This window comes from Arthrobacter sp. H14 (assembly GCF_000520495.1).
Lineage (GTDB): Bacteria > Actinomycetota > Actinomycetes > Actinomycetales > Micrococcaceae > Arthrobacter_C.
Window position 1 is genome coordinate 78109 of record NZ_KI914687.1, and the last position, 12675, is coordinate 90783.

General features: G+C 62.3%; 10 protein-coding genes. 7 read left to right on the forward strand and 3 right to left on the reverse strand.

Annotated elements, in window-relative coordinates:
* Positions 1 to 404 precede the first annotated feature (404 nt).
* Positions 405 to 2849 carry a chitobiase/beta-hexosaminidase C-terminal domain-containing protein gene (locus tag Y707_RS27540; RefSeq protein ID WP_051442200.1) on the reverse strand — a complete coding sequence of 815 codons (2445 nt, stop codon included), beginning with the start codon at positions 2847 to 2849 and terminating at the stop codon, positions 405 to 407.
* Positions 2850 to 3064: 215 nt separating this feature from the next.
* On the opposite strand from Y707_RS27540, the gene rpsO reads away from it, so the two are divergent.
* The 4 genes from rpsO (at position 3065) to Y707_RS0118880 (ending at position 7913) form a co-directional block, all read left to right on the forward strand.
* On the forward strand, positions 3065 to 3334 hold the full coding sequence (gene rpsO / locus Y707_RS0118865; RefSeq protein ID WP_026536228.1) for a 30S ribosomal protein S15: 270 nt from the start codon (positions 3065 to 3067) through the stop codon (positions 3332 to 3334).
* A gap of 279 nt (positions 3335 to 3613) precedes the next feature.
* Complete coding sequence (locus Y707_RS0118870) at positions 3614 to 5890, forward strand: polyribonucleotide nucleotidyltransferase (protein WP_026536229.1); 2277 nt, start codon at positions 3614 to 3616, stop codon at positions 5888 to 5890.
* A 73-nt stretch (positions 5891 to 5963) separates the two neighbouring features.
* The gene (locus Y707_RS0118875) at positions 5964 to 7355 is read left to right on the forward strand and encodes a M16 family metallopeptidase (RefSeq protein WP_442853313.1); all 1392 of its coding nucleotides are present in this window, start codon (positions 5964 to 5966) and stop codon (positions 7353 to 7355) included.
* 42 nt (positions 7356 to 7397) lie between these two features.
* Positions 7398 to 7913: an SRPBCC domain-containing protein gene (locus Y707_RS0118880; RefSeq protein ID WP_026536231.1), complete on the forward strand. Its 516-nt coding sequence runs from the start codon at positions 7398 to 7400 to the stop codon at positions 7911 to 7913.
* A 47-nt stretch (positions 7914 to 7960) separates the two neighbouring features.
* Here Y707_RS0118880 and Y707_RS0118885 read toward each other — a convergent pair whose 3' ends face one another.
* Entirely contained in the window at positions 7961 to 8224 is a 264-nt protein-coding gene (locus Y707_RS0118885; protein ID WP_026536232.1) for a MoaD/ThiS family protein, read from the reverse strand.
* Positions 8225 to 8235: 11 nt separating this feature from the next.
* Positions 8236 to 9351, reverse strand: coding sequence for a GTP 3',8-cyclase MoaA (gene moaA, locus Y707_RS0118890; protein ID WP_026536233.1), 1116 nt, complete (start codon positions 9349 to 9351; stop codon positions 8236 to 8238).
* Between the two features lie 61 nt (positions 9352 to 9412).
* On the opposite strand from moaA, the gene modA reads away from it, so the two are divergent.
* From modA to Y707_RS0118905, 3 genes are all read left to right on the forward strand, one after another.
* Positions 9413 to 10165: a molybdate ABC transporter substrate-binding protein gene (modA, locus tag Y707_RS0118895; protein ID WP_026536234.1), complete on the forward strand. Its 753-nt coding sequence runs from the start codon at positions 9413 to 9415 to the stop codon at positions 10163 to 10165.
* Positions 10158 to 10961, forward strand: a complete 804-nt coding sequence (locus tag Y707_RS0118900) for an ABC transporter permease (protein WP_026536235.1) — start codon at positions 10158 to 10160, stop codon at positions 10959 to 10961. Before modA ends, Y707_RS0118900 begins: the two co-directional genes overlap by 8 nt.
* 151 nt (positions 10962 to 11112) lie before the next feature.
* Positions 11113 to 12642 (forward strand): molybdopterin-dependent oxidoreductase, encoded by a 1530-nt coding sequence (locus Y707_RS0118905; RefSeq protein ID WP_051442201.1) that lies wholly within the window; start codon positions 11113 to 11115, stop codon positions 12640 to 12642.
* Positions 12643 to 12675 lie beyond the last annotated feature (33 nt).

The window sequence follows — 12675 nt, forward strand, 5'->3', positions numbered from 1 at the left end:
TGCACCCGCCCAGGTCCCGGGCCCCCAGCACCGTGTCGCCGCGGCGTACCTGCAGCCCCCCGAGCACCTTTACATGTATCAAGCCTTCAGTGGTTTGAGCTTCGCTCGCATTCATGATGGCTCCCCCTCCCCGTTTCGAACTACACCCCCAATACTTCCCACATTGTGATGTGATTCACAGCCCTACTTGTGGGGGTACCCCACCGCCCTATATGGGGTATACCCACCACCGGATCCGCGCCAATGTCAAGAGTCCGCACAAGATTCCCTCAAGATCAGCTCAAACCATTGACGAAAACGACAGACAGACGTATAAGGCCCAGACGTCGCAAGAGTGGTCTCATTTGAAAAATTCGCCTGAGACCACTCTTGCCTATGCTTTTTAGTTTTTGACTGGGAGGGATCTAAGCCTCGCCTGCCAATCTCCACATGAATACCGTCATGGCATCCCGATTGATCGGTATGAACGGGCGGTACTCCGCCGTGGTGTCGTCCGTACCACCTGTCCAGCCGGTGCTGATCCCCTGCTCTGCCAACCAGGAAACCTCGTCATAGAACTGGTTATTCGGGCTGTAATCCACGAATGGCGACTCTGCTGGCCCCTTGTATCCTGGAGCCGGACCTTCGAAGGCGTCGCCCTTGAGGGTGGCGAAACGGTAGATGAAGGCGGCCATTGCATCCCGCTGGATCGGAGTAGACGGTCGGTACTCGACCGTCTTGTCCAATGGTCCGTCGGTCCAACCCTTTGTGATCCCCTGTGCATACAGCCAGGTGACCTCTTTATAGAAGAGGTTGTCGGAGTCATAGTCGACAAACGGCGACACCGCCGGTGCTTCGAAGTCGGGGCTACCGGCCAGTCGATATAGGAACGCAGCCATCGCATCCCTATTCGTGGCCGCGTATGGACGGAATGTGCCATCCTTCCAACCGGTGGTGATACCGAGCTCAACAGCCCACTCAATCTGTATTTTCCACATAGTGTCAGAAGAAACGTCCTTGAAGTCGAGTGTGTAGGTATGGGAGCGAACTGCTGATTCATTACCGGCTTCGTCGATGCCGATATACTTCAACTCGATCCGACCCTCGATGGCTATAGGGGCTGTGTAAGGCTTGCTATCGACTGTTGGAGTGGATCCATCAATCGAATAGTAGATATCCGCAGCCTCATCGGCGTTGAGTTCCACTGTCGAGCCATAGCGGTAAGCTCCCGCAGTCTTCGACGCTGTTACCACGGGTGCTGTGTCGTCACCGGGTTCTTCGCTTGGTTCGTCAGTCGGGACGGTGGTCGGTTCTTCAGCCGGTTCAGTGGGTTCCTCGGTTGGGTCTTCTGTTGGTTCGGTGGTGGGTTCCTCGGTTGGGTCTTCTGTTGGTTCGGTCGTAGGTTCTTCAGTCGGATCAGGTGCTTCAGACTCTCCCGTCTCCAGGTCCAGGATGCTGTCACTGAACTGAAGCATTTCGATGCCAGTCAAGGTGTCCGTGCCGTCGGCCCTTGATCCACTTGCATGGACCACCGTCGTCACGCCATCCGCGGTTGAGACGTCGTACTCTGCCTGGGGACCGGAGAACACTGCGGTGTCGTCTTCAGACGATTCACGGTCCACTCGCATTTCCAGTACCGCCACAATGCTGGCGGGATCGATGGTACCGGCGAGGATGCCTTCCTGGAGTTCATCCAGAGACGCAGCTGACGTGGTCTCGGTTGCCGGGTCTGATGGGTTTGTGCGGACGCTGAGCCGCACATGCAAGGCTGCATCGCCGTCGATAATGTCGTCGGCGCCGCGTCCTTCCAGAATGTCACTGCCTTCGCCGCCGAAGATGAAGTTTCCTGCACCCCAAGTGGCGGTACCCTGCGGCATGAGATCCGTCAGGCCGGCGATACGTGCAATGCCCGCGGCGTCCAAAGTATTGCCGGATCCCGCTGCGTCATTGGCAGGAACCCGGTCGTCGCCGCGAAGCACATCGTCGTCGCCACCGCCGGATAGGGCCTCCACGGAGAGGTACCTGTCCTCGGCGTCCGGAAGGGTCTCCTCATCAAACAGCATGCGAAGGTCCACATCCGCGGCTTCGGCTTCCCGGGTATGGGTTGACCAGTCGAAACCATCTGCGCCGTCGTTCCGCTGGGCACCATCGCCGGCGAACATGACGTCGTCTCCACTTCCGGAGTGGAAATCGTCCTGGCCACCATTGCTGATGAGGACGTCGTCTCCCAATCCATTGACCGGTTTGTCATAGGGGCTGCCGGCGTCACTCAAGATCAGATCGCCGGTGCTGCCGCCTTCGACCCAGTCATCTCCGTCGCCGCCGAATACGGTGTTCGCGCCTTCACCACTGACAGCCAGGTCGTTGCCGCTTCCGAGAATATGTTCGTTGCCATCGGCACCACCATTGGTGAAGTCATTCCCTTCGCCACCAAAAATGATGTCGAAGCCTGGGCCGGCATCGATGGCGTCGTCTCCGTTGTCGCCGGTCAGGACGTCATCACCTCCCAGGGCCGTGACCCGGTCGCTGCCGCCGGCGGCGAGAATGCTGTCGGAACCGCCGGTGCCAGTTAGAACGTCGTCGCCCTCGCTGCCGTGGAGGGTTGCTCCCTCAGGGGATTCAGCCACCTGCACAGCCGGACCGGCATTGCCGGAGACGACGGCGGACCGGTCTGCCTTCCCGTCGTTGGAAGCAGCCTCGGTCCCGGGAGGGGAGGCCGCAAATCCGGTCATGGTGGCAGAAAGGAGGCCGGCGCCGAGGGCAAACCCGGTGGCGCCGGCAACGAAGGGTCTCACGGTGGAAGCGGCCCAGTGCCGTTCGTTATTGGCACGGCTGGAATGGGTGCCGCCGGATTCTTTTGGAGTCAACATGATGCACGCCTAAGGTGGGCAATAGTGTTCATGACGAGAATGCCCGCCTGACCTTGGAGGAACCCTTAACCGAGGTTGGGTATGGTGAGGATCCTCTCAGCTGGTTTTTCGACATATCGGCGTCGCAGGCCGTAAACTGGGCAGTGATCCGGCGGCAGTCCGTGGCGGCTGGATTTTGTTATGCATTTGGCACGGCACAACTCAAGGAGTTATTTGTGGCATTAGACGCCGCTGTAAAACAGGAAATCATGAAGGATTTCGGCACCAGCGAGGGAGACACCGGTTCGCCGGAGGTCCAGATCGCGATGCTCACCAAGCGCATCTCAGGTCTGACCGAGCACCTCAAAGAGCACAAGCACGACCACCACACCCGCCGCGGGCTGATGGCTTTGGTCGGGCGACGCAAGCGCCTTCTGACCTACTTGAAGAAGTCTGACATCGACCGCTACCGTAAGCTCATTGAGCGCCTCGGCATCCGCCGGTAGTCAGCATGCAGGGCGGCACTTCGATCTGTTTCCACGCCTCCGGGGCGGAAACAGTCGAAGGGCCGCCTTTCGCACAAATACAACTACATAAACACCAACCAGGAGCCAGCAGGCATCGTGCATTCGCGGTCCTCGGTAGTGACCTCCGGGAAGTCCCTGTCGCATCAACGTTGGTGCGGCGACGGCCCGTGGGTCTCGATCGAAGACCGGGTGCAATCGGACAAGGAAACCAAAAACGGTGCCTTCTGCCTCCAGAACAAGGAAATGGAGGTGACTCTCTTGGAGGGTCCCGAAATCAAATTCTCAGAAGCCGTCATTGACAACGGCAAGTACGGCACACGCACCATCCGCTTCGAAACCGGCCGTGTTGCCAAGCAGGCAGCTGGAGCTGCCATGGTGTACGTCGACGACGACACATCACTTCTCTCCGCCACCTCGGCCGGCAAGCAGCCCCGCGAAGGCTTCGACTTCTTCCCGCTGACTGTCGACGTCGAAGAGCGTATGTACGCCGCCGGCCGTATCCCGGGTTCGTTCTTCCGCCGCGAAGGCCGCCCCTCAACGGACGCAATCCTGGCTTGCCGCCTTATCGACCGCCCGCTGCGCCCGTCCTTCGTGAGCGGTCTCCGCAACGAGGTCCAGGTCGTCATCACAGTGCTGTCCATCAACCCTGATGAACTGTACGACGTCGTCGCTATCAACGCTGCGTCAATGTCAACGCAGATCTCCGGTCTGCCGTTCTCCGGCCCGATCGGCGGCGTGCGCGTCGCATTGGTCGAGGACCAATGGATTGCGTTCCCGAAGCACTCCGAGCTGGAGAAGGCCGTCTTCAACATGGTCGTCGCCGGCCGCGTCGTCAAGAACGATGACGGCACTGAAGACGTCGCCATCATGATGGTCGAGGCCGAGGCAACGAACAATTCCTGGAACCTGATCAAGGACGAGGGTGCGACCGCTCCTACCGAGGAGATAGTAGCGGAGGGTCTGGAAGCTGCAAAGCCTTTCATCAAGACCCTGGTGGACGCGCAGTCCAACCTGGCCGCGCAGGCGGCCAAGCCTGTCGCCGAGTTCCCCCGGTTCCTGGACTACGAGGACGACACCTACTCCGCCGTCGAATCCGCAGCTGCGGACAAGCTGGCCAAGGTATTCTCCATCGCCGACAAGCAGGAGCGCGACAACGCATCCGATGAGCTCAAGGCGGAAGTCCTGGAGGGCCTCGCCGGACAGTTCGAGGGCCGTGAAAAGGAGCTTTCGGGCGCCTTCCGCGCGGTGACCAAGAAGGTGGTCCGGCAGCGGATCCTCACCGAGCAGATCCGTATCGACGGCCGCGGCCTGACGGACATCCGCCAGCTGACTGCCGAGGTCGAGGTTCTGCCCCGCGTTCATGGCTCTGCCATCTTCGAACGCGGCGAAACCCAGATCATGGGTGTCACGACGCTGAATATGCTCAAGATGGAACAGCAGATCGACTCTCTGTCGCCGGAGAAGCACAAGCGGTACATGCACAACTACAACTTCCCGCCGTACTCCACCGGTGAAACCGGTCGTGTTGGTTCACCCAAGCGCCGCGAAATCGGCCACGGAGCTCTCGCCGAGCGGGCACTGATGCCGGTGCTGCCCACCCGGGAGGAATTCCCGTATGCTATCCGGCAGGTTTCCGAGGCTTTGAGCTCCAACGGCTCGACGTCGATGGGTTCCGTGTGTGCCTCTACGCTGTCGCTGCTCAACGCCGGCGTCCCGCTGCGGGCACCAGTTGCCGGTATTGCCATGGGCCTGGTCTCGGACCAGGTCGATGGGCAGACGCGCTACGCCGCACTGACGGACATTCTTGGCGCCGAAGATGCCTTTGGCGACATGGACTTCAAGGTTGCCGGTACGTCCGAGTTTGTGACCGCGATCCAGCTTGACACCAAGCTGGATGGTCTCCCCGCCTCCGTGCTGGGCGCCGCGCTGAAGCAGGCCCGTGAGGCCCGCCTGCACATCCTCGGAGTCATCAACGCTGCAATCGACAACCCGGATGAACTGTCCGAGTTCGCCCCCCGGGTGATCAGCGTGAAGGTACCTGTCGACAAGATCGGTGAGGTCATTGGCCCCAAGGGCAAGATGATCAACCAGATCCAGGACGACACGGGCGCCGACATCTCGATCGAAGATGACGGCACCGTCTACATCGGCGCAACTGATGGTCCGTCCGCTGAAGCAGCACGCTCGGCGATCAACGCCATTGCGAACCCGACCGTTCCCGAGGTCGGAGAGCGATACCTGGGCACGGTCGTCAAGACGACCACGTTCGGCGCGTTCGTTTCCCTGACACCGGGCAAGGATGGGCTTCTGCACATCTCCGAACTGCGGAAGCTGGCCGGCGGCAAGCGCGTGGACAATGTCGACGACATCGTCTCCGTGGGACAGAAAATCCAGGTGGAAATCACCAAGGTTGACGACCGCGGAAAGCTGTCGCTGTCCCCGGTGGTCGCTGACGAGTCCTCTGACTCTTCGGCTTCATCCGAGGAGCAGGAGCGGGCACACTCTGAGGACCCTGCAGAGGGCGCTGCAGAGTAGTATGCCCGTAGTTCCGTTGCCGCTGGCATCTTCCCCAGGCCATGATCACCGTTCCGCAAAAGGCAATGCCCGCTTGCGGAAAGAACAAGGCCTGCGGGAGGACCCGCCGGTGAATCCGGAAAACTTCGAGCCCGGCGCTGCCTCCACGGCGGCGCCGGGTCCGCTCGACGTCGTCATCGGCACCGAAGGTGGAGACGTCGTCCGCCGCTCGGTCCTCCCAGGCGGAGTGCGGGTGCTGACCGAGTCCATGCCGGGACAGCGGTCGGCGACCATTGGATTTTGGCTTGGCGTGGGATCCCGCGACGAGCTGGGGGGCGAACACGGGTCCACACACTTTTTAGAACACCTGTTGTTCAAGGGAACCACCCACCGCAGCGCAATGGACATCGCCTCGGCATTTGACGAGGTCGGAGGCGAGTCCAACGCCGCGACTGCGAAGGAAAGCACCTGCTATTACGCCAGAGTGCTCGACACCGACCTGCCTATGGCCATCGAAACAATCGCTGACATGGTTACTTCGGCCGTGCTGGATCCAGCTGAACTGGAGCAGGAACGGGACGTCATTCTCGAAGAGATTGCCATGGACCGGGATGATCCCGCCGACGTGGCCCATGAATCCTTCGTCGAAGCAGTCTTTGGCGACCATCCGCTCGGCCGCCCCATCGGCGGCACCCCGGAGGCCATCAAGGAAATTTCCCGGGAGTCGGTGCTGCGCCATTACAAGCGCTACTACCGCCCGGATGAACTGGTCGTCACGGCCGCCGGTGGCCTCAACCATGATGAAGTTTGCGCCCAGGTAATGGAAGCCCTCCACCGGGCCGGATGGGAATTGCCCGACGACGCCGCCCCGGTTGCCCGCCGTACCGCCGAGCAGGCGGCACAGCCTGGCACCGGGGGAGTCCAGGTAATCGAGCGCGCCGTCGAACAGGCCAACATTATTGTCGGCTGCCCGTCGCTGGTGGCCACGGACGAACGCAAATTCGTCATGAGTGTGCTCAATACTGTGCTGGGCGGAGGAATGTCCTCGCGGCTTTTCCAGGAGATCAGGGAAAAGCGTGGACTGGCCTATTCCACATACTCGTTCTCCGTCGGCTATGCCGACGCCGGTTACTTTGCCATGTACGCCGGCTGCATGCCGGCCAAGGCGAAGCAGGTGATTGACCTGCTCGGAGACGAGCTGGACAAACTTGCCACCGACCTCATTACCGGGACCGAACTGAAAAAAGCGGTCGGGCAGCTGTCCGGAGGGATAGTGCTGGCGCTGGAGGATTCCGGATCAAGGATGTCGCGGCTGGGCCGGGCTGAACTTGTTACCGGCGAATTCGTCGACATCGATGAAACCCTCGAGCGCATCAATGACGTCACCCCCGAGGAGATCCGGGAACTGGCAGCCGAGCTGGCTGCGGCACCGCGGACGACCACCGTCGTCGGACCGTTTCCGGACGACAGCGAATTCCGCAGCTAACCCCCGACGGTTCCGCGTTGCGGAGCGGAAGGAGCACCGAAAATGAGCGACGTTTCCGGAATTTCCGGCCAACTCAGCAGGCACGGCGACACCGTCGATGTACGGCTTGAACATCCCTACCCCGTGGAGCGGGACGTGCTGTGGCGGGCCATCACGGAACCCGAACGGCTCGCCGGATGGTTTGCTGTTGTCAAGGGAGAGCTGACCGAGGGCGGCCGCTGCCATGTGGTGTTCGACGCCGACAATCCAGAGCAGCAGATCAACGGCACCATCGAGGAATGCGCAGCAGGTGAGCGGTTGGTGCTCAGCTGGGAAATGCAGGACCACTCAGATTCGATGGTGGCCGCAACTCTTTCCGCCGGTCAGCAGGGAACGGTCCTGACACTCGAGCATCACCGGATGCAGGAGGACACCGCCGCAGCCTACGGAGCAGGCTGGCAAGCGTACCTTGAAGCCCTTGCGGTATATCTCGAGGGCAATTCCGGCGTGGGGGAACGCTGGAATGCGCGCTGGCAGGGACTCCTGCCGGCCTACCTGCATGAGGCCGCCCGGCTTTAGCGAAAGTCTTCCGAAGTTCTCACGCAAAGGTCCGCACGCAATAGGTGCTAACCGCCTGCAAAAGGCGGCAGTACGTCGACGACGTCGTCCGTTGCCAGTGGCGCGGTATGGTCCTTCAGCGCCACTTCATTCCGCAGGAAACTGCTGCGGATAATCACAGAGCTGAGCGAAGGCCGACCCTCCTCCACCGAGGGATGCCGCTGCACGAGTTTCACCAGAACATCATTGAGCGACGTTCCCTGCCGGATATCAAGCTTTTCCTCATCGATGCCTGTCGCCGCCCGGGCAGCACCGAAATATCTCACAATCATGGTCCGCCGGCCTAACCGCCGATGGCGCTCATCGAGCGCTCGGGTTGAACGAAGTCCGGCGCGTCCAGACCGACATGGTCCATGCCGTGGGCGGCCGGTTTAGCCCACATCGCCGCCCGCCAGCGGTCCGCGATGTCCACGTCGGAGGCGTCGGAGCGCAGTAGCTCCATCAAGTCCGTTTCCTCGTGGGAAAACAGGCAGCTGCGGACCTTCCCTTCGGCCGTAATGCGGGTCCGCTTGCAGTCCGCACAGAATGGTTCCGTAACGGAGGCGATGATGCCGATGACGCCGAGCAGGGCACCATCGTCCGGGTTGCGGACTTCCCACCGTTCGGCAGGAGCGCCGTCACGGTCCCGGGGATCAGGGCGCAGGTCGAACCGGCCCGAGAGCCGTTCCTTGACTTCGGCGGCCGTGACCATATTCTTCCTGGTCCAGCCGTGGTCGGCATCGAGCGGCATCTGCTCGATGAAACGCAGTTCGTGGCCATTGTGGGTGGCCCAACTGACCAGCTCCGGCGCTTCGACATCGTTGATTCCACGCATCAGCACGGCATTAATCTTGATCGGCCCCAGCCCGGCGGCAGCGGCTCCATCGACACCGGCGAGCACGCGCTTCAAATTATCCCGGCGGGTCAGTTGGGCGAAGGTTTCGGGGCAGAGCGAGTCAAGGGACACATTAATCCGCGTCAGACCGGCTTCCTTCAATGCGGCGGCCTTCTTGTCCAGACCGAGCGCATTGGTGGTAAGAGATATCGGCAGGTCCGCATGGTTCGCCCGGATACCCCGGATGATGTCAACCAGATCGGCCCGGACCAGCGGTTCGCCACCGGTCAGCCGCAGTTCACGGACGCCCAGATGCCCGACGGCGATGCGCACCAGCCGGGTGATCTCACCGGCCGACATGAGCAGCTCCTTCGGCAACCAGGCGAGGCCATCGGCGGGCATGCAATACGTACAGCGCAGATTGCACTTATCGATTAATGACAGCCGCATATCGGTGGCCACCCTGCCGAACCGGTCGATCAGGGACGGTCCTGCATCGCCGGGGCGTGAGGGCAACGTCTGCTGCTGCCCGTCGTCGGGGGCGCCGGCCTTTTTTACCTGCGGCATTCCCAGTGAAACGCTCATGTTCAGAGACTACGCCAAGTAGCGGCGGGCTTGGAATGCGTCTGGCGTTTATGCTCGGAGGATGCGCAAAAACAGCTGTTTCCGCAGGGCCGGACTGTACCTCGCCGTGCTATGCCTTGCCTTGGCCGGTTGTGACACGCCGGCGCCGGGCACAGTGACGGTATTTGCGGCGTCATCATTGACCGACGTCATGGAAAAGCTGACCAAAACCTATGCCGGGTCCCATTCCGGAACGCAGTTCGCCGTCAACTACGGTTCGAGCACGCAGCTGGTCCAGCAGCTGAAGTCGGGGGCCCGGCCGGGAGTGCTGGTTACCGCCGACCGTGCCGCGATGGACGCCCTGGCCGGCACCGGTCTGCTGGCCGGCAAGACGGACGTGATTGCCACAAACGACATCACGATTGCCCTTGCTCCCGGAAACCCGGCCAATATCGACAGTCTGTCAGATCTGGGCCGGGACGGAACCACGGTGGCACGCTGTGCTCCGGGAGTTCCCTGCGGGCGCGCGGCGGAACGGGTGCTGGATGCCGCCGGGCTGCAGCTGGAACAACCGGCGTCGGAGGACAGCGTCCGGTCGGTGCTGACGAAGGTGGCCACCGGACAGGTCGATGCGGGATTGGTGTACACCACTGATGCGCTCGCCGCCCGCGAACAGGGAGTAACCAGCATCCCGCTGCAGAATGTGGAGCCCAACGAGTATCCCGCGGCTTTGACCACCTACGGGGCGGACGACCGGGACGCCGTTGATTTCCAACAGTGGCTGACAGGGGCCCAAGCGGGCCGGATTCTCCGGGAGGCCGGCTTCGGTGAATAAACGTTCGTCGGCGACGCTGCCGCGCTGGCTCTGGTTTCCAGCCGCCGTCGGAATCTTCCTCTGCGCAGGCCCGCTGTTCGCTTTGATCCTGGAAGCGCCATGGGGCAGTCTTGGCGGGATCCTGCTCAGTCCCGAATCCCTGACGTCGCTGGGGTTGTCGCTGGGTACCGCGGTCGCTTCGACCGTACTGTGCGCGGCGTTGGGGCTTCCACTGGCGATCATCCTAAGCAAGCTCGACGGCCCCTGGATCGAGGCGTTGCGGGGGCTGTTGCTGATCCCGCTGGTGCTCTCACCGGTCGTGTCCGGAATAGCCCTGCTCTACTTCTGGGGCCGGCAAGGTTTCTTTGGACGCCTTCTGGAGGATTTCGGTTTGGGCGTGGGCTTCTCGCCGGCGGCCGTCGTCGTCGTTCAGGTTTTTGTGTCGCTGCCATTTTTCGTCGTGGCGGCGTTGAGCAGTCTGCGGCAGGTCGATCCGGAACTTGAGATGGCGGCGGCGACCTTGGGGGCGGGGCCGACGACGATCCTGCGCCACGTGACGCTGCCGTTGGCCATGCCGGGAGTGACGGTGGGTGTGCTGCTGGCCTTTGCCCGGTCACTGGGTGAGTACGGAGCGACCATCACCTTTGCCGGGAGTATCGAGGGGCAGACCCGGACCCTGCCGCTGCAGATTGAACTGAGCCTGAACTCCGCCCAGCCGCAGATGGCACTCGGCATTTCGCTGATGCTGATTGGGCTGTACCTCATCATCCTGACGCTCGCCAAGTATGGTGTCGACCGCCTGCTGCCCCGGCACTGAAGACGCGCGGGCCGGAGCGGAAACCGCAGCTTACGATTCGCATACGTTTCACCCATCCGCCTGCCCCGGCCGGTACGAATAAACCTATGCTGGAAGAACAAGGCCGAAAGAGGCGCCGTCAATAACGGGCGGCGATACCGAGGAGCGGCGGATGAACAGAACGAGCTGGTTGGCAGCCCTTGCCGGCATTGTCGTGGTGGCTGTTGTCGCCGTGGCCGGCGAACTGCTGGCCGCCTTCACCAGTCCGGCCGTTTCACCCATCACGGCGGTGGGATCGGCCACCATTGACCTGATGCCGCAGCCGCTGAAGGAATGGGCCATCGACACCTTCGGTACGGCCGACAAAGCTGCCCTGCTGGTGACCATGGTGCTGGTGATTGCTGTGCTGGCCGCCATCGCAGGGATCGCCGAATACAAGCGCCGGTACTCGGGCGTAGCCATCATCGTGCTGTTCAGCCTGATTGGTCTAGCGGCTGTTTATTCACGGCCGCAGGCAGTTCCGTCGTCGGTCATCGCCCCGATCGCCGGGGCGGTGCTGGGCGTCATCATCCTTCCCGCCCTGATCAACCGCCTTCGGGCGCTGAAGGCCGCGGAAGACCCTGCGGAGTCCGCAATGGCGCGCCGGCGCTTCCTGGTGGCCACCGGGGCTGGAGCGGCCGTCGCCGTCATCGGAGGCTATATCAGCACCACGCTCCGCAGCGTCCAGGTCAATGTCGCGAAGCTGCGCGCATCCGTGACGCTGCCCGCGCCGTCGTCGCGGGCTCAACCGATTCCGGACGAGGCCTCCATTCCGTTGGAAGGTATGCCGGAACTGGTCACGCCGACGGACGAGTTCTACCGGATTGACACCGCGTTCACCGTTCCCCGGGTGGATCCGGAGACGTGGAAGCTGAAGGTTACCGGGCTGGTCGACAGAGAGGTTGAAATCGATTTCGCGGAGTTGATGTCCAAACCGCTGATCGAGCGCTATGTCACCCTGGCCTGCGTTTCCAACCCGGTCGGCGGCGACCTGATCGGCAACGCGAGCTGGCTGGGTTGGCCGATCCGCGAACTGCTGGCTGAGGCCGGCCCGGCCGGTGACGCCGACATGGTTCTGTCGACCAGTACGGATGGCTGGACCGCCGGTACCCCGCTGGAGGTCCTCACCGACGAGCGGGATGCCGTGCTGGCCGTGGGTATGAACGGGGCGCCGCTTCCGTTTGAGCACGGTTTCCCGGTCCGCATGGTGGTGCCCGGGCTGTATGGCTATGTTTCCGCCACCAAATGGGTGACCGAACTGAAGGTGACCCGGTTCGCCGACGAGGTGGCCTACTGGACGACCCGCGGCTGGACGGCGCGGGGACCGATCAAGTTGTCCTCACGGATCGATACACCCCGCGACGGAGCAAACCGGCCGCCCGGCAAGCTACGCCTCGGCGGAGTCGCGTGGGCGCAGCACGTGGGTGTCCGCGCCGTTGAAGTGCAGGTCGACGACGGCCCGTGGCAACCGGCGGAACTCGCCGAAGCGATCTCGGAAGACACCTGGCGCCAGTGGGTGGCCGACGTCGTGCTGGAACCCGGCGAATATAAGCTGACGGTCCGTGCTACTGACCGGAACGGTGACGTCCAGATTGCCGACTTCGCCCCACCCGTCCCCAGCGGCGCAACCGGACACCACAGCATCAGCGTTTCGATAGGCTGACTTTGCCCGCTCCCGGACAGGAACAAGTAGTCT

What these genes read in the sequence shown, in the direction of transcription:
- Y707_RS27540 (WP_051442200.1), bottom strand. Translation starts at nt 2,849, where the DNA reads ATGTTGACTCCAAAAGAATCCGGCGGCACCCATTCCAGCCGTGCCAAT.
- Y707_RS0118880 (WP_026536231.1), top strand. Translation starts at nt 7,398, where the DNA reads ATGAGCGACGTTTCCGGAATTTCCGGCCAACTCAGCAGGCACGGCGAC.
- Y707_RS0118885 (WP_026536232.1), bottom strand. Translation starts at nt 8,224, where the DNA reads ATGATTGTGAGATATTTCGGTGCTGCCCGGGCGGCGACAGGCATCGAT.
- moaA (WP_026536233.1), bottom strand. Translation starts at nt 9,351, where the DNA reads ATGAGCGTTTCACTGGGAATGCCGCAGGTAAAAAAGGCCGGCGCCCCC.
- modA (WP_026536234.1), top strand. Translation starts at nt 9,413, where the DNA reads ATGCGCAAAAACAGCTGTTTCCGCAGGGCCGGACTGTACCTCGCCGTG.
- Y707_RS0118905 (WP_051442201.1), top strand. Translation starts at nt 11,113, where the DNA reads ATGAACAGAACGAGCTGGTTGGCAGCCCTTGCCGGCATTGTCGTGGTG.